Origin of the sequence: Micromonospora sp. WMMD1155 (assembly GCF_029581275.1) — a bacterium.
Lineage (GTDB): Bacteria > Actinomycetota > Actinomycetes > Mycobacteriales > Micromonosporaceae > Micromonospora.
The window spans coordinates 4,433,440-4,449,862 of sequence record NZ_CP120742.1; the positions used below are offsets into that span (position 1 = coordinate 4,433,440).

13 protein-coding genes are annotated in these 16,423 nt (G+C 73.0%); 5 read left to right on the plus strand and 8 right to left on the minus strand.

All coding sequences use genetic code 11. The features are described 5' to 3' along the window. Positions 1-69 precede the first annotated feature (69 nt). Entirely contained in the window at positions 70-1,005 is a 936-nt protein-coding gene (locus O7617_RS20520; protein ID WP_282257457.1) for an SDR family NAD(P)-dependent oxidoreductase, read from the plus strand. Between the two features lie 64 nt (positions 1,006-1,069). Here the strand turns inward: O7617_RS20520 and sucB are convergent, their stop codons facing one another. Then, on the minus strand, positions 1,070-2,908 hold the full coding sequence (gene sucB / locus O7617_RS20525; RefSeq protein ID WP_282257459.1) for a 2-oxoglutarate dehydrogenase, E2 component, dihydrolipoamide succinyltransferase: 1,839 nt from the start codon (positions 2,906-2,908) through the stop codon (positions 1,070-1,072). A gap of 65 nt (positions 2,909-2,973) precedes the next feature. Then, positions 2,974-4,365 (minus strand): dihydrolipoyl dehydrogenase, encoded by a 1,392-nt coding sequence (lpdA, locus tag O7617_RS20530; RefSeq protein WP_282257460.1) that lies wholly within the window; start codon positions 4,363-4,365, stop codon positions 2,974-2,976. A 179-nt stretch (positions 4,366-4,544) separates the two neighbouring features. Between lpdA and O7617_RS20535 the strand changes: the two genes are divergently transcribed. Continuing rightward, positions 4,545-4,874 carry a hypothetical protein gene (locus tag O7617_RS20535; RefSeq protein WP_145785515.1) on the plus strand — a complete coding sequence of 110 codons (330 nt, stop codon included), beginning with the start codon at positions 4,545-4,547 and terminating at the stop codon, positions 4,872-4,874. Positions 4,875-4,921: 47 nt separating this feature from the next. On the opposite strand, the gene O7617_RS20540 is transcribed toward O7617_RS20535, so the two are convergent. Next, entirely contained in the window at positions 4,922-6,496 is a 1,575-nt protein-coding gene (locus tag O7617_RS20540; RefSeq protein ID WP_282257464.1) for a leucyl aminopeptidase, read from the minus strand. Positions 6,497-6,658: 162 nt separating this feature from the next. On the opposite strand from O7617_RS20540, the gene gcvT reads away from it, so the two are divergent. Continuing rightward, positions 6,659-7,789: a glycine cleavage system aminomethyltransferase GcvT gene (gene gcvT / locus O7617_RS20545; protein ID WP_282257466.1), complete on the plus strand. Its 1,131-nt coding sequence runs from the start codon at positions 6,659-6,661 to the stop codon at positions 7,787-7,789. A gap of 162 nt (positions 7,790-7,951) precedes the next feature. On the opposite strand, the gene O7617_RS20550 is transcribed toward gcvT, so the two are convergent. From O7617_RS20550 to O7617_RS33480, 4 genes are all read right to left on the minus strand, one after another. Next, positions 7,952-9,241 carry a DUF2314 domain-containing protein gene (locus O7617_RS20550; RefSeq protein WP_282257468.1) on the minus strand — a complete coding sequence of 430 codons (1,290 nt, stop codon included), beginning with the start codon at positions 9,239-9,241 and terminating at the stop codon, positions 7,952-7,954. Positions 9,242-9,306: 65 nt separating this feature from the next. Next, positions 9,307-10,080: an adenosylcobinamide-GDP ribazoletransferase gene (locus O7617_RS20555; RefSeq protein WP_282257470.1), complete on the minus strand. Its 774-nt coding sequence runs from the start codon at positions 10,078-10,080 to the stop codon at positions 9,307-9,309. Next, complete coding sequence (locus tag O7617_RS20560) at positions 10,070-11,989, minus strand: bifunctional adenosylcobinamide kinase/adenosylcobinamide-phosphate guanylyltransferase (RefSeq protein ID WP_282257472.1); 1,920 nt, start codon at positions 11,987-11,989, stop codon at positions 10,070-10,072. Before O7617_RS20560 ends, O7617_RS20555 begins: the two co-directional genes overlap by 11 nt. A gap of 274 nt (positions 11,990-12,263) precedes the next feature. After that, positions 12,264-14,135, minus strand: a complete 1,872-nt coding sequence (locus O7617_RS33480; protein ID WP_348774142.1) for a protein kinase — start codon at positions 14,133-14,135, stop codon at positions 12,264-12,266. A gap of 144 nt (positions 14,136-14,279) precedes the next feature. Here O7617_RS33480 and O7617_RS20570 point away from each other — a divergent pair, with 144 nt between their 5' ends. After that, positions 14,280-14,480 carry a hypothetical protein gene (locus O7617_RS20570; protein WP_088988327.1) on the plus strand — a complete coding sequence of 67 codons (201 nt, stop codon included), beginning with the start codon at positions 14,280-14,282 and terminating at the stop codon, positions 14,478-14,480. Beyond that, on the plus strand, positions 14,480-15,277 hold the full coding sequence (locus tag O7617_RS20575; RefSeq protein ID WP_282257473.1) for a site-2 protease family protein: 798 nt from the start codon (positions 14,480-14,482) through the stop codon (positions 15,275-15,277). Before O7617_RS20570 ends, O7617_RS20575 begins: the two co-directional genes overlap by 1 nt. Positions 15,278-15,383: 106 nt before the next feature. On the opposite strand, the gene O7617_RS20580 is transcribed toward O7617_RS20575, so the two are convergent. Beyond that, on the minus strand, positions 15,384-16,382 hold the full coding sequence (locus O7617_RS20580) for an aldo/keto reductase family protein (RefSeq protein WP_282257474.1): 999 nt from the start codon (positions 16,380-16,382) through the stop codon (positions 15,384-15,386). Positions 16,383-16,423: the final 41 nt, after the last annotated feature.

Consider the following 16,423-nt stretch of genomic DNA (forward strand, 5'->3'; position numbering starts at 1 on the left):
GAAACCACCCGGACTGCCGCCTACGCCAGCGGGCCGGTCGGTCCCACCCACCCCGGACAAGGATGGATCATGACCACGAACAAGCCGATCACCACCTCGTTCACCCCGCACTCCACCGCCATGGACGTGATCCAGGGCGTCGACCTCGTCCGGCGGCGGGCGATCGTGACCGGTGGGTCGTCCGGCATCGGCGTGGAGACCGCCCGCGCTCTGGCCAGCGCCGGAGCGGAGGTCACCCTGGCCGTCCGCAACCTCGACGCCGGGCAGAAGGCCGCCGACGACATCATCGGCACCACCGGCAACGACCGCGTCCTGGTCGCCCCGCTCGACCTCGCCGACCAGGATTCGATCGCCGACTTCGTCGCCAACTGGGACGGCCCGCTGCACATCCTGGTCAACAACGCCGGCATCATGGCCGCGCCCCTGTCCCGCACGCCGCAGGGCTGGGAGATGCAGTTCGCCACCAACCACCTGGGGCACTTCGCGCTCGCCAACGGGCTCCGCCCGGCGCTCGCGGCCGGGGACGGGGCCCGGATCGTCTCGGTCAGCTCCGCCGCCCACCTGCGCTCACCGGTGGTCTTCGAGGACATCCAGTACGACCACCGGGAGTACGAGCCGTGGCAGGCGTACGGGCAGTCCAAGACGGCCAACGTGCTGTTCGCCGTGGAGGCGACCCGGCGCTGGTCCGACGACGGCATCTTCGCCAACTCGCTGATGCCCGGCGCGATCCGGACCAACCTGCAGCGCTACGTCAGCGAGGAGGAGCTGACCCGCTTGCGCAGCGGCAACGCGGCGGCCTGGAAGACAGTCGAGCAGGGCGCCGCCACCTCCGTGCTGGTCGCCGCGTCACCACTGCTCGACGAGGTGGGCGGGCGCTACTTCGAGAACTGCCAGGAAGCCGCCCCCGCCCAACCGGGTCAGCGGACCGGGGTCGCCGACTACGCGCTGGACCCGGAGGCCGCCGAGCGGCTCTGGCAGGTCTCCACCGCCCTGCTCAAGAGCTGACCACGACAACGGAAAGGGGCGCCCCGGTCATCGACCGGGGCGCCCCTTTCGGCGTGCAGGCGGATCAGGCCAGGCCCAGCTCCGACTCGAAGTTGCCGGCCTCCAGCCGCTCCTTGACCGCGGTCAGGAAGCGGGCCGCGTCGGCACCGTCGATCAGTCGGTGGTCGTAGGACAGGGCCAGGTAGACCATCGACCGGACCGCGACGACCTCGCCCAGCTCCGGGTCGTTGACCACGACCGGGCGCTTGACGACGGCACCCGTGCCGAGCATCGCCGACTGCGGCGACGGCACGATCGGGGTGTCGAAGAGCGCACCCCGGCTGCCCGTGTTGGTGAGCGTGAAGGTCGCCCCGGCGATCTCGTCCGGGCTGATCTTGTTGGTCCGGGTGCGCTCGGCCAGGTCGGCGACCCGCTTGGCGATGCCGCCCAGGTTGAGGTCACCGGCGTTGTGGATGACCGGCGTCAACAGCCCACGCTCGGTGTCCACGGCGATGCCGAGGTGCTCGGCCTCCGGGTAGGTGATCGTCCCGCCTTCGAGATCCATCCGGGCGTTGACGATCGGGTACGTCTGCAGCGCCTCGATCGCCGCGAGCGCGAAGAACGGCAGGAAGGACAGCTTCACGCCGTGGCGCTGCACGAAGGAGTCCTTCGCCTGGGCCCGCAGCTTCGCGATCCGGGTGACGTCCACCTCGACCACGGTGGTGAGCTGCGCCATCTCGTGCAGCGACTCGTGCAGCCGGGTCGCGATGGCCTTGCGGATGCGCGGCAGCTTCTCGACAGTGCCCCGCTTGCCGCTGGGCTGCGGCTTGGCGGCCGGCTTGGCCGCAGCCGCCGACGGAGCGGCGGCCGGTGCGGCGGCGGGAGCGGGAGCGGCCTTCGCCTTCTCGGCAGCCTCCAGCACGTCCTGCTTGCGGATCCGGCCACCCACGCCGGTGCCGTTGAGCGAGGACAGGTCCACACCGTGCTCGGCGGCGAGCTTGCGCACCAGCGGAGTGACGTAGCCGGCGGCCTCCTCGCCGCCACCCTGCGCGGGCGCGGACGGACGCGGCGGCGTCGAGGCGGCAGCGGCCGGCTGCGCGGCCTGCTCGGTCTTCGCCGGCTGGGCCGAACTCTCCGTCTCCGCAGCCGGCTCGTTGTACGACATGCCCGGCGTCGGCTCCTGGACCTTCGGCTCCGGCTTCGGCTCGGCCTTCGGCTCCGGCTTGGCCTCCGCCTGGGGCTCGGGCTTCGGCTCGGGCTTCGCCTGCGCGGGGGTCCCGCCGGCGACACCGATGATCGCCAGGTCGGCGCCGACCGCGGCGGTCTCGTCCTCGGCGACCTTGATCTCCAGCACCGTGCCGGCGACCGGGGACGGGATCTCGGTGTCCACCTTGTCGGTGGAGACCTCCAGCAGCGGCTCGTCGACCTCGATGGTCTCGCCGACCTGCTTGAGCCAGCGGGTGACCGTACCCTCGGTGACGCTCTCGCCCAGGGCCGGCATCTTCACCGCGGTGCCCTCGCCCGACGAGGCGGCGGCCGGAGCCGGCGCCTCGGCCGGGGCCTCGTCCTGGGCCACCTGGTCGGCGGTGCCCTCGGCGGCGGCCGTCGGCTCGGCGGCCGGCTCGACCGCCTCGGCCGGGGCCTGCTCCTGCGGAGTGGCCTCGCCGCCGCCGGCGGCGGACTCGCCCTCACCGGCGATGACAGCGAGCTCGCTGCCGACCTCGGCGGTCTCGTCCTCACCGACCACGATCCGGCTCAGCACGCCCGCAGCGGGCGACGGGATCTCGGTGTCGACCTTGTCGGTGGAGACTTCGAGCAGGGGCTCGTCGACCTCGACCGTGTCGCCCTCCTGCTTGAGCCAGCGAGTGACGGTGCCCTCGGTGACGCTCTCGCCGAGCCGAGGCATGGTGACCGATACCGGCATTTTCTCCAGACTCCTTCATTCCCCTGGTGGGATCTTCGCCCGTCGCCGGACGCCGCGGTTGATTGTCAGGCGTGCGCGTGCAGCGGCTTGCCGGCGAGGGCCAGGTGCGCCTCGCCCAGGGCCTCGTTCTGGGTCGGGTGGGCGTGCACGAGCTGGGCGACCTCGGCCGGGTAGGCCTCCCAGTTGTAGATGAGCTGCGCCTCACCGATCAGCTCACCCACCCGGGCGCCGACCATGTGTACGCCGACGACCGGGCCGTCCTCCACCCGGACCAGCTTCACGAAGCCGGTGGTCTTGAGGATCTGGCTCTTGCCGTTGCCACCCAGGTTGTAGTTGTACGACGTGACCTTGTCGGCGCCGTACTGCTCCTTGGCCTTCGCCTCGGTCAGGCCAACCGACGCCAGCTCCGGGTCGCAGTAGGTGACGCGCGGGATGCCGACCTCGTCGATCGCGGCCGGGGTCTGCCCGGCGATCTCCTCGGCCACGAAGATGCCCTGCTGGAAGCCCCGGTGCGCGAGCTGGAGGCCGGGCACGATGTCGCCGACCGCGTAGACGTTCGGCACGCTGGTGCGCAGCCGCTCGTCGGTCAGCACGTAGCCGCGGTCCATCTTGACGCCCTGCTCCTCGTACCCGAGGTCGGCGGTGTTCGGGCCGCGACCGACGGCGACCAGCAGCAGCTCGGCCTCGACGGTCTCGCCGCCCTGGATGGTCAGCTTGACGCCGTTCTCGGTCTTCTCGACCTTCTCGAACGGCTTGCCGACCTTGAAGTTGATCTTCCGCTTGCGGAACGCCCGCTCCAGCGCCTTCGACGACTCCTCGTCCTCGGCGGCGACCAGTCGGGGCAGCGCCTCGACGATCGTCACGTCCACGCCGAAGGACTTCCAGACGCTGGCGAACTCGACGCCGATCACGCCACCGCCGAGCACGATCACCGACGACGGCACCCGGTCCATCGTGAGGGCGTGGTCGCTGGTGATGATCCGCTCGCCGTCGACCTCCAGGCCGGGCAGGCTCTTCGCGTACGAGCCGGAGGCCAACACGATGTTGCGGCCGGTGTAGCGCTTGCCGTCCACCTCGACCACGTTCTTGCCGACCAGCTTGCCGGCGCCGGTGACGACGGTGATGTTCTTCGAGCCGCCGATGAGGCCCTGCAGGCCCTTGTAGAGGCGGGAGATCACGCCGTCCTTGTACGAGTTGACCCCGGCCATGTCGATGCCGACCAGCTCGGTCTTCACACCGAACTGCTCGGACTCGCGGGTCTGGTCGGCGATCTCGGCGGCGTGTAGCAGAGCCTTCGTCGGGATGCAGCCGTTGTGCAGGCAGGTCCCGCCGAGCTTGCCCTTCTCGACCAGCGCGACGGAGAGGTCCAGCTGGGCGGCGCGCAGCGCGGTCGCGTAGCCGCCGCTGCCACCTCCGAGAATGACGATGTCGAAGGTCGCTTCGTTCGGCTCGCTCACGTCCAACTCCCAGGTCGCGTCGCTGCATCGGGGGTCACGGGGTTGTAACACGGACACACCCCACCTCGGTCATCTTGTCACCACCGGGCGCAGGGTGCGTACCGAGGTGCCCAACGACACGTCATCGACACGTACCCTTGGCACCGTTGTCGATGACATACAGCTGGGGGAGAGAACCGGTGGGGTTGTTCCGGCGCCGCAAGCAGACGGCTGTGCCGAGCCATGACCGTGCCGCCGACCGCGGTGATCTGGACCATCTGGAGAACTTCATCCGGAGTCGGCGCGGCGTCGAGGCGTTCATCGAGCCCCGCACGACGGTGACGGAGACCACGGTCATCCTGATCGCCGACGACGGTGAGTGGACCCGCCGGCGCATCGACGGTCCGGACGGCGCACGGCGCTTCGCGTACCGGATGGGCATCCCGGTCTACGACGTGCGGCTGATGGGCTACCCGCAGCGGATGCGCGACTTCAACGAGCGCCGCAAACGTCGCCCCGAGCGGTACTGACAGCGAGGGCCCCCGGCATCGACCGGGGGCCCTCGCTGTCGGATCCGTCAGCCGTTGGCCGCGATGTCCTCGACGAGCTGCACCAGGGTGCGGACCGGGACACCGGTGCCGCCCTTGGTCCAGTAGCCGGTCGGCTCACCGGAGTGGTAGCCCGGCCCCGCGATGTCGATGTGCGCCCAGGCCACGTCGTCGGTGACGAACTCGCGCAGGAACACGCCGCCCTGCAGCATGTGACCGGCGCGGTCCATCCCGGCGTTGACCTGCGAGATGTCCGCCACGTCGGAATCCATGCCCTTGCGCACGTCGTCGGGCAGCGGCATCGGCCAGGCCGGCTCGCCGACCGCGTCCCCGACCGCCTGGACCCGCTCGCACAGCTCAGGGGTGCCCATCACACCGGCCATCCGCTTACCCAGCGCGATGACCTGACCGCCGGTCAGGGTGGAGGTCTCGAACAGGTAGTCGGTGCCGTCCGCGCAGGCGCGGGCCATCGCGTCGCCGAGCACCATGCGGCCCTCGGCGTCGGTGTTGAGCACCTCCACCCGCTTGCCGTTGAACATGGTGATCACGTCACCCGGCCGGTAGCTGGCACCCGACGGCATGTTCTCCGCCATCGGCAGGTAGCCGCTGACCGCCACCGACGGCTTCAGCGCGGCGATCGCCAGCATGGCCGCGCCGACCGCAGCCGCGCCCGCCATGTCGGACTTCATCTCCCACATGCCCTGCGCCGGCTTGATCGAGATGCCGCCGGTGTCGAAGGTGATCCCCTTGCCGACCAGCGCGACCCGCTTGCCGTTGCCGCCGTTCCCCGGGGTGTAGGTGAGCTTCACCAACCGCGGCGGAGCCTCCGAACCCTGCCCGACCGCGACGATGCCGCCGTACCCACCGGCGACGAGCGCCGCCTCGTCCAGCACCTCGACGGCCAGCCCCGCCGCCTGGGCGGCCTCGGCGACCGCGTCGGCGAACGACGGAGGCCGCAGCTCGTTCGGCGCGGTGTTCACCCAGTCCCGGCTCACCCGGACCGCGCCCGTCACCGCCTGCGCCCGGGTGACCTCCGCCTGGGCGACCGCGTCGCCGGCGTCCGGCACCGCGATGAGCACCTCGGCCACCGGCTCCCGCCGGGTCGGCTGGGGGCGGGTCTTGTAACCGGCGAACCGGTACCCGCCGAGCAGCGCACCCTCGGCGACCGCGCGCAGCTCCGCCGACGTGTCCGCGTCGTCCGGCAGCGGCAGCGCCAACGCGACCTTCGGCGCGCCGGCCAGGGCCCGGACCGCCGCACCGGAGGCCCGGCGCAGCGTCTCCGGAGCCGGGGCGGCACCCGACGGCTCCGGGCCGAGCCCGACAGCGACGACCAGCGGGGCGGTCACGGTGCCCAACGTGGCCAGCTTGACGACCTCACCCGGCCCGCCCGTCGCGCCGAGCAGCGCGAGGGTCTCGGTCAACGTGCCGTCGAAGGCGGCGGCGATGCTCTCCGCGCCGCTGGCGAGCAGCAGGGTGCCGGCGAGGCCGCTGGTGGCGCCCTGCTCTCCGGTCTGGCTGTGCAGGCCGATGACGATCGCGTCGACGGCGAGCTCGGCCGGGTCGGTGTCGACCAGGCTCAGGTTGGTGGTGCGGGGTGATGTCACTGAAGCTACTCCGGGCGGGCCGGGCCGGTCGCGGCGTCGCGTACCGGCGGTGAAGGTCTCCGGCGGAACCTACCCGCCGGACGTGATGGTTGTCCCGCCGACAGCGTCAGCGGGCTCCCGCCGATGCTAACCAGCCACGTTGCCCCCGGTAAGTTGCCACCCATGACCGACGTGACCTCCGCCGCCGCCGCGACCCGGCTGCGACGTTCCCCGCTGCACGAGCGGCACACCGCCGCCGGTGCCAAGTTCGCTCCCTTCGGCGGTTGGGAGATGCCGCTGGAGTACGCCGGCGGCGGCGTACTCAAGGAGCACACCGCGGTCCGGACGGCGGTCGGGGTCTTCGACGTGTCGCACCTGGGCAAGGCCCGGGTGAGCGGGCCGGGCGCGGCGGACTTCGTGAACGCCTGCCTCAGCAACGACCTGGGCCGGATCGGCCCCGGCCGGGCGCAGTACACGCTCTGCTGCGACGACGCCACCGGCGGTGTGGTGGACGACATCATCGCCTACCTGTACGCCGACGACCACGTCTTCCTCATCCCGAACGCCGCGAACACCGCCGAGGTGGTGCGCCGGTTGCGCGCCGCCGCGCCCGCGCAGGTCACCGTCACCGACGAGCACGAGGCGTACGCCGTACTGGCCGTGCAGGGCCCCCGCTCGGCCGAGTTGCTGGCCGCCCTCGACCTGCCGACCGAGCACGACTACATGAGCTTCTCGGCGGCGAGCCTGGCCGGGGTGGAGTTGACCGTCTGCCGTACCGGCTACACCGGTGAGCTGGGCTACGAGCTGGTGGTGCCGGCGGAGCACGCGGTCGCGGTGTGGGACGCGCTCTTCGCTGTCGGCGCGACGTTCGGGCTGCGCGCCTGCGGGCTGGCCGCCCGTGACACGCTGCGCACCGAGATGGGCTACCCGCTGCACGGGCAGGACCTCTCCCTGGACATCAGCCCGGTGCAGGCCCGCTCCGGCTGGGCGGTCGGCTGGGGCAAGCCTGCCTTCTGGGGTCGCGACGCGCTGCTCGCCGAGAAGGCCGCCGGCCCCCGGCGTACGCTGCGCGGCCTGGTGGCCGTCGACCGGGCCATCCCGCGGCCCGGGATGACCCTGCACGTCGGCGACACCCAGGTCGGCGTGGTCACCAGCGGCACCTTCAGCCCGACGAGGAAGCAGGGCATCGCGCTGGCCCTCGTCGACACCGACGCCGACCTCACCGACGGCGACCAGGTCGAGATCGACATCCGGGGCCGCCGAGCACCCCTGACCCTGACCAAGCCCCCCTTCGTAACCCCCTCAGTCCGCTGACCCGCACCCACCCCTCCCACCCCCACCCACCCCACCCGGCGTTGATCATGAGGTTGACGGGGGCGTTGATCTCTCAACGGCCCGTCAACCTCATGATCAACGGGGTGGGAGGGGTGGGAGGGGTGGGAGGGGGTGGGAGCCGGGTGGGGGTCAGGGTCAGGGTTAGGGGGTGGGGGGTTCGCCTGCGTCCAGGACCGCTTGGGTCCAGCCGCCCTGGATGACGCCCGTGGCGTCCAGGACCGCCCAGTCGACGACGTCGGTCGCCTCCACCACCACCGGCGCGCCGATGCGGACCGTCGGGTCGGTGGCGGCGTCGCTGGCGCTCACGCCGACGATCCGTTCCGGCGCCTCCCAGGAGGTCACGCCCGCCCAGACGTACTCCGGGCCGTCGTCGCCCGGTAGGCCGTACTTCACCACCAACTGCGACTCGGCGGGCAGTTGCCCGGCCACGAAGCGGGCCCGCGCGTCACCCAGCTCGGCGCGGGCGGTGGCGACCGCCCGGCTCATCGCGTCACCCGAGCGGGCGTAGCGCACGTCCGGCTGGATCCCGGAGAACAGGGTCGCGCAGGCGGCGGCGTAGTAGCGGCCGTCCGGACCGGGGTGCCCGGCCGGCGGGCGCAGGCTGAGGAACGAGTCGGCCTCCGGGTCGGTCGCCGGGTCCAACTCCAGGCGCAGCAGCACCGGGGCGGTCGCGCCGTGCTGCTCCGGGTTGCCGTACGCCACCGCGATGTCGTGCCCGGTGACCGTGGCGAGCACCGGCAACTGCACGAACGCGGGCACCTCCTCGCCGGTGAGCCCGTCGGTCCAGTCCCGCAGCAGCCGCCGGGCCGCCCCCGTCATCACCGCACCCCAGGCGCGGGTGAGGTGGTCCGGCACCCCCTGGGTCTGCAACTCCAGCAGCCCGAAGCGCCGCAGCCCCTTGGTGGTGAACCACAACCCCTCGGTGTCCGACGAGTACGGCACCAGCACCCAGTCGACCAGCCGGATGCGGCCCTGCTCGTCGGGGAGTGAACGCAACGCGGTCGCCGGGTCGAGGAACTGCAGGCCGAAGACGTCCACCACGTCGCCGCCGACGGACTCCGCCACGGCGGCCGCTACCGCGCGGGCCGCCCACTCGTGCGCGGGCGGCCAACCCGGCCGGTACTCGGCCTGCACGACCACCAGGTGGGTCGCCGCGGCCAGGCGGGCCAACTGCTCCTCAGTGGCGCCGAACGCGGTGAGCAGGTCCGGCGGAAGCTCCGGGAACTCGCTGATCGGCCGGGTGTCGACGCTCATCAGCGGGCTGTCCAGCATCTGCCGGGCCAGGCCGTGCACCGGCTCGGCCAGCCGGCCGGTCAGCGCCGCCACCGCGGTCTTCGCGCTGACCTTCGGCAGCCCGGTCATCGGCACCAGGTAGGTCGCGCTGAGCGACTCCGGCACCGGTACGGGCAGGAAGTCGTCAGTGATGAGCATGGGGTTCCCCCGGTGGCCGTGCTGGTGCTGTCGAGCCGAACGCTACCCGGCCGGTCGTGCCCGGTTCAGCCGGACAGCACCAGACCCAGGTAGACCAGCGTGGTGACCACCTCGACGGTCGCCCCGAGGACGTCCCCGGTGATCCCGCCGAGTCGGCGTACCACGTGCGTCAGCAGCGGTAGCGCGACGGCGAGCGCCGCGACGACGGCCAGCGGCCCCTGCCACGGGCGGCCCGGCACCGCGGGCACCGCCAGCAGCGCGACGGCGACCGCGCCGACGGCCAGGGCCGACGGGCCGACGGTGCCGGCCACGAGCGCTCCCAGCCCGTCGGGTCGGGCCGCCGGCACGCCCCGACGGCAGGCCACTGTGACGCCGAACCGCCCGGCGGCGGTCGCCGTCACCACCGCCGCGAGACACGCCGGCCAGGACCGCCCGGCCAGGTCGGCGAGCGCCGCGGCCTGCACCAGGAGTACGACCACCAGGGCGACCACCCCGAACGGGCCGACGTCCGGCTTCTTCATGACCTCCAAAGCGGCTGCGCCCCGCCGGTACGAGCCGAGCGCGTCCACGGTGTCGGCGAGCCCGTCCAGGTGCAGCCCCCGGGTGAGCAGCGCGGAGGCGCCGACGGTCACACCGGCGGCCACCAGTGGTGGGGCGAACGCGCCGCTCAGCAGCAGCACTCCGGCCAGCAGCGCGCCGAGCAGCGCGCCGACAGCCGGTGCGAGGGCCATCGCGGTGCCGGCGACCGGGCGGTCGATCCGTCCGGCCCGTACCGGCAGCGTGGTGAACGTGGTGATCGCCAGCCGGGCCCCGGCGAGGAGCCGCGACTCAGCCGGCACGCCAGCCCGACGCCGGCTGGTCGTCCGCCCCGGCGCTGGCCGGACCCGGCCCGGCCGGTTCCGGCTCGGCGAAGTCGGGCTCGGTGCCGTCCGGGTCGGTGTCGCTCGCGTCGAGGTGGCTCGGCTCGTCGACGTTCGGGGTCGGCTCGCCGCCGCCGAGTGACGGGTGCACCGGCAGCGCGGCGGACAACGCCAGCACCGAACGCAGCAGCGGGAGCGCGACCAGCGCGTTGGCGCCCTCGCCGAGATCCAGCCGCAGGTCGAGCAGCGGGGTGAGACCCAGCACGTCGGCGGCGAGTCGCACCGCCGGGTGCCCCCCGTGGTCGGCGAGCAGGCACCAGTGCCGTGCCTGCCCGGCCAGGTCGCGGCTGACCATGCCGGCGGCGACGCCGACCGGCCCGTCGAGCAGCACCGGCACCCGGCGGGCGGTGGCGCCGAGCAGCACGCCGGTGGCCACCGCCACGTCGCCGCCGCCCAGCTCGGCCAGGATGTCCTTCGCCCCGCGCGACGAGCGGCGGGTGCGGTGCAGGGCGTCGCGTACCGCCGCGCAGCGGACCATCCACGCCGCGTCGTCGATCTCACCGGAGTCGGTGATCACCCGGCCCAGCACGGTGGGCGGCTCCGCACCGGCGGTGGCCGCGAGCACCGCCGCGGCCGCCGCCTCGGTGCCGGCTCCGCAGGCACCCAGAACCAGCAGTCGTACGCCGGCGTCGGCCGCCTGTTCGGCCAACCGCCAGCCGTAGCGCAGTGCGGACTCGACCTGGTCGAGCGTCAACGCCGGCTCGTCCTCCATCGCTGCGGAGGCGGGTACGTCCACCACCTGGAGGCTGGCGCCGTTCTCGGCGGCCAATCGCGCCAACGCGCCCTGGCCGGCGCGGGCCTGCGCGGCCCGGCGCGCCGACTCACCGGCGACGGCACCGGCCGAGCCGCCGCCGGCGTGGTCGCCGTGCAGCAGCAACACCCGCACCGAGCCCCACGCCTGCGGGGTCGAGGTGCCCTGGGTGGCGGCGGCGAACCCGACCACCCGGTCCAGCACACCCAGCCCGGCGCCCGGAACGTCGAGCGTGGCCAGCCGGTCAACCGCCTGCGGGCCCGCGTACTCGTCGGGCATCGGCAGCTCCATGCCCGGCTGGATGATCAGCCCGGTGGCCACCATCGGTAGCGCCATGGTGGGCGCGGCCCAGGGGTTGCCGGGCTCCTGGGCGGGTGCGGCGGGCGGCGTGTGGGTCAACACGTCGGGCAGCTGCACCTCGGGGATGTCGTCGGCGTCGGCCAGTGTCGGCACGACCGGTGCCGCGGTGCCGGCGGGAGCTGAGGCCGCCGTGGCGATCGGGGTGGCGGCAGCGGGGGCCTCCGGGGCGGCGACCGGCTTCAGCCAGACGGGCTGGCCGGCGACGACGAGCACCACCGCGTCGCAGGCGTCGGCGACCGCGCGGTTGGCCGCGCCCAACGCGTCGGTGAACGCCCGGCCGAGCGGGGTGGTCGGCACCAGCGACAGCCCGACCTCGGGGCTCACCAGCACCACCCGCGCCGAGCAGGTGCGCAGCGCGTCGGCCAGCTCGGCGATCGTCGCCACGTCGTCGGCGGGCTGGTGGTCCGGGTCGAGCAGCACCGTCACCCAACCGCCCAGGTCGTCGACGAGCAGCGTCTCGTTGGGCTCCGCGGACGCGAGCACGTCGGCCAACCGGCGTGGATCAGCGGAGGTCTCCTCGGTGGTCCAACTGCCCGGGCGGCGGGCGCGGTGCGTCGCCAACCGCGTCGCCCACTCGGTGTCCTCCGGGTCGCCCTCGGGCGCGGTGGCGACATAGCGGACCACCGGCGCGTCGGTGACCAGGGACTCGGCGAACTCGGACTTGCCAGACCGGATACCGCCGAGCACCAGGACGGTGTTCCACCCCTCTACGGACATGCCCGTACCTTAGTTCTCATCCTTCGGGGCTGGGCACGTCGCCCCGACCCTAGCGAAGATCAACAGCCCGTTCCGCGACCATTGCGGGAAAGCGTCCAGGTTCCTGCCCCGGATGCGGCGCGCCCCCGGGGGCCGGTGCACCCGCCGCCGCTGGGCAATCGTGGACACTTACCGTGCTCGCGTAACTGTGCGTAACGGAAAGTGTCCAAGATCTACCCTGCCGACTCCCGCGAGGTGGCGCGTCGACGGGAACCACCGGCGCGGCCGGCGATGATCAGTCGCAGTGTTCGAAGCCGCTGCCATAGCTGACCCCGCCGGTGGCACCGCCCCACTTCACGCACGTCCCGGCGGCGCCGGCCTTCACCGGCCCGGCGTAGTAGTCGAACGACCCGCTGTCGGTGCTCCGGGCCCGCCCCTGCACCTCCAGGTACGCGGAGACCGCCGACTTCGTGCCGACCGCCGTGTCCTTGAGGGTGACCACGCAGTTCGTGCCGGTGCCCGAGTAGTACAGCAGGAAGACCCGACCCTTGCGCTGCCCGTCGGTGCCGGTCAGCGTCGCCGAGTCGATCACCTGGTAGCCGCTGCCGCACGCCTGTGCCGCCGTGTACGGGTTGGGTCGGCTCGACGGGGTGCGGCCGGGAGTCGGTCGGCTGCTGGTCGTACCCGTCGGCGTGCTGCCCGGCGCGCCGATGGTCCGGTCCGGCCCGGCGCTGGTCGTCGCGTCGGTCGGAGATCCGCTCGGGTCGGCCGTCGCGGTGCGGGTGGCGTCCGGCGTACCGCTGGGTCGAGGCCCGGTGGCGCTCGCGTCCCCGGGCGACAGCGGTGCGTCGGTGACCGCCGCCGACTCGCCGGCCAGCGCGGGTGGCTGGTCCGCGGAACCCGGCTTCGCCTCGGGCCGGAGCGCCACCACGGCCACCGCGACGACAAGCGCGACGAGGACGACCGCCCCGGCCCCGACCAGCAGCGGACGGCGTCGGCCCACCGGCCCGATCCCGACCGCGTCCGCCCGGGTCGGCTTCGGCTCGGTCGTCGCCTCGACCGCGACGTTCGCCGCTGTGCGTGGAGCGGCAGGCCCTGCCGACACCGACCCGGCGGGCGGCGTCGCCGCAACCGACGGGGCGGAAGCCGGGCCGGCCGGCGGCGCGGAAGCCAGGCCGGCCGGCGGCGCGGGAACCAGGTCGCCGGGAGTGGCGGGGGCCGGGGCGGACGGCGGCGTGGAGGCCGGGACGGCAGGCGGCGCGGCGGCCGGGACGCCCGGGGCGAGCGGTGCGGCGACCGCCCACGGTGGGCGAGCCGAGACCGGGATGCTCGCCAGCGTCGAGTCACGCGCGTCGGCGGCGGCCGCCGCCAGCTCGGCGGCGCTGCCGAACCGCTCCTCGGGGCGCTTGCCCAGCGCGCGAGCCACCACCGCGGCGACCGCCGGTGGGGTGTCCGGCGGCAGCGGTGGAGGCGTCTCCTGGGCCTGCCGCAGCGCCACCGCGAGGGGGTTGTCACCGTGGAAGGGCGGCTGCCCGGCCAGGCAGAAGTACGCCACCGCGCCGAGCGCGTAGACGTCGGTGGCGGCCGAGACCGGCTGCCCGGTGGCCTGTTCGGGGGACATGTACGAGGCGGTGCCGAGCACCATGTTCGCGGCGGTCAGCCCGGCCATGTCCCGGGACCGGGCGATGCCGAAGTCGACCAGCACCACGGTGCCGTCGGCCTTGACCAACAGGTTGCCCGGCTTCACGTCCCGGTGCACGATGCCGGCGAGGTGCGCGGTGTGCAGCGCGTCCGCGGCTTGGGAAAGAACCGACATCGTGGTGGCCGCGTCCAGCCGCCCCGCCGCGCGCACCCGGGCCGACAGCGGCTCGCCCTCGACGTACTCCATCACCAGGTAGTCGACCCGGCTGCCGTCGGCGAGCGCGGCCTGCCCCACGTCGTGCACCGGGACCACGCCGGGATGCCGCAGCGCGGCCAGCATCCGTGCCTCGGCCCGGAAGCGGGCGGTGAACTCCTGATCGGCGACCAGCGACGGGAGCAGCACCTTCACCGCCACCTCGCGTTCCAGCAGCACGTCCGTGCCGCGCCAGACCGCGCCCATCCCGCCCGTCGCCACCCGCTCGCCCAGCCGGTACCGGTCGCCGAGCAGCACTCCCCGAGTCAACACCGGGCCACCGTACCGGTCGGCCTCGATCGAATTGATCCGCCTGCGGGGTCCTGCCGGGGGCAGCGAGGGGCCGTTGCGCGCCGGGCCGACTACGCTGGCGAGGGTTCGTCCCACGGGGACTTCAGCGGCGAGGGGAGACGCGGCATGGCGTGGAGCTGGCGGTACGAGGGCACGGACGGCCAGACGGTCGAGGGACCGGCGGAGTCGTTCGGCAGCCAGGCCGACGCCGAATCCTGGATCGGTCAGACCTGGCGGGAGCTCGCGACGTCCGGCGTCACCTCGGTCGCGCTCGTCGAGGACGACCGGGTGGAGTACCGGATGAGCCTGCTGCCCACGGCCGAGTGATGGCCTACGACCGGCCGGGCGCCGACGGGCTGGTCCTCGGTGTGCCCAGGGCGGCGTTGCGGCCCAGCCCGGTCTTCCTCGGCCTGGTCGCCCTCTTCGCGGTCAGCGGGGTGCTGGCCTGGAACGGTTACGGCAACGTCCGGTTCAACGTGTTCCTCTTCGTGGTGTCCGGCTGGCTGGTGTCGCTGTGCCTGCACGAGTACGCCCACGCGGTGGTGGCCTACCGGGCCGGCGACCGGGACATCGCCCACCGGGGCTACCTGACGCTCAACCCGTTGAAGTACACCCACCCGCTGCTGTCGATCGTGCTGCCGGTGGTGGTGGTGCTGCTCGGTGGCATCGGCCTGCCCGGCGGTGCGGTCTGGGTGGACCGGCACGCCATCCCGGGCCGCCTACGGCACACCCTGGTCAGCCTCGCCGGCCCGGCCACCAACGTCGTGTTCACGCTGGTGCTGGTGGCGGCGGTACGCTTCGGCACCCAGTCGGGTGGCCCGGTGGAGTTCTGGGCCGGGGTGGCGCTGCTCGCCTTCCTCCAGCTCACCGCCAGCGTGCTCAACCTGTTGCCGGTGCCCGGCCTGGACGGCGGCAACATGATCCAGCCGTGGCTCAACCCGCAGTGGCGCAAGATGTACGACCTGTTCGCCCCGTACGGCTTCATCCTGCTCTTCGCGCTGCTGTGGAACCCGCGTATCGGCGGCTGGTTCTTCGACGCGGTCTTCGCGGTCGGTGACCTGCTCGGTCTGCCGTCGTGGCTCTACGCCACCGGCCTCGACCTGATCCGCTTCTGGCAGAGCTGAGCCGACCCTGACCGGGTGGAAGCTGAGCGGACCCTGGCCGGGTCGGGGCTGAGCTGTTCCGACCCGGTCGGCGCGACTGTGCCGCGCCGACCGGGCCGGATCGGCGTCAGGGACGCTGCGCGGGGGACTCGGTCTTCGCCGGGTCCCGCTCGGTGACCGGCTCGACGATCTCGTCGATCGCCTTGAGCAGCTCGGCGTCGAGCTTCACCCCGGCCGCCTTCACGTTGTCGTGCACCTGCTCGGGGCGGGACGCGCCGATGATCGCCGACGAGACGTTCGGGTTCTGCAGGACCCACGCCACCGCGAGCTGGGCCATGCTGAGCCCGGCCTGCTCCGCGAGGGGCTTGAGCCGCTGCACCCGGGTGAGCACCTCGTCGTTCATGAACCGGGAGATGAAACCCGCACCGGACTTCTCGTCGGTGGCGCGGGAGCCGGCCGGCGGCGGCTGACCCGGCAGGTACTTGCCGGAGAGCACACCCTGCGCCATCGGCGACCAGACGATCTGCCCGATGCCCAGCTCCTCGCTGGCCGGCACGACCTCGGTCTCGATGACCCGCCACAGCATCGAGTACTGGGGTTGGTTGGAGACCAGCGGGATGTGCAGCTCCCGGGCGAGCGGGTGGGCGGCACGCAGCTGCTCGGCGGTCCACTCGGAGACTCCGATGTAGTGCGCCTTGCCGGAGTGCACGACGTCGGCGAACGCCTCCATCGTCTCTTCCAGCGGGGTGCTGTAGTCGTACCGGTGGGCCTGGTAGAGGTCCACGTAGTCGGTGCGCAGCCGGCGCAGCGAGCCGTTGATCGACTCCATGATGTGCTTGCGGGAGAGGCCACGGTCGTTGCGGCCCGGCCCGGTCGGCCAGTAGACCTTGGTGAAGATCTCCAGCCCCTCGCGGCGCTCGTTCTGCAACGCCCGGCCGAGCACGTCCTCGGCCCGGGTGCCCGCGTACACGTCGGCGGTGTCGAAGGTGGTGATTCCCGCGTCGAGGGCGGCGCGGACGCAGGCGAAGGCCGCGTCCTCCTCGACCTGGGAACCGTGCGTGATCCAGTTGCCGTACGAGATTTCGCTGACCAGCAGGCCGGAACGGCCCAGGTGTCGGAATTCCATGTACCGACCCTAACTCCGCTAGATCACTAACGTCGACCGGC

What these genes read in the sequence shown, in the direction of transcription:
- O7617_RS20520 (WP_282257457.1), top strand. Translation starts at nt 70, where the DNA reads ATGACCACGAACAAGCCGATCACCACCTCGTTCACCCCGCACTCCACC.
- sucB (WP_282257459.1), bottom strand. Translation starts at nt 2,908, where the DNA reads ATGCCGGTATCGGTCACCATGCCTCGGCTCGGCGAGAGCGTCACCGAG.
- gcvT (WP_282257466.1), top strand. Translation starts at nt 6,659, where the DNA reads ATGACCGACGTGACCTCCGCCGCCGCCGCGACCCGGCTGCGACGTTCC.
- O7617_RS20550 (WP_282257468.1), bottom strand. Translation starts at nt 9,241, where the DNA reads ATGCTCATCACTGACGACTTCCTGCCCGTACCGGTGCCGGAGTCGCTC.
- O7617_RS20560 (WP_282257472.1), bottom strand. Translation starts at nt 11,989, where the DNA reads ATGTCCGTAGAGGGGTGGAACACCGTCCTGGTGCTCGGCGGTATCCGG.
- O7617_RS20570 (WP_088988327.1), top strand. Translation starts at nt 14,280, where the DNA reads ATGGCGTGGAGCTGGCGGTACGAGGGCACGGACGGCCAGACGGTCGAG.
- O7617_RS20575 (WP_282257473.1), top strand. Translation starts at nt 14,480, where the DNA reads ATGGCCTACGACCGGCCGGGCGCCGACGGGCTGGTCCTCGGTGTGCCC.
- O7617_RS20580 (WP_282257474.1), bottom strand. Translation starts at nt 16,382, where the DNA reads ATGGAATTCCGACACCTGGGCCGTTCCGGCCTGCTGGTCAGCGAAATC.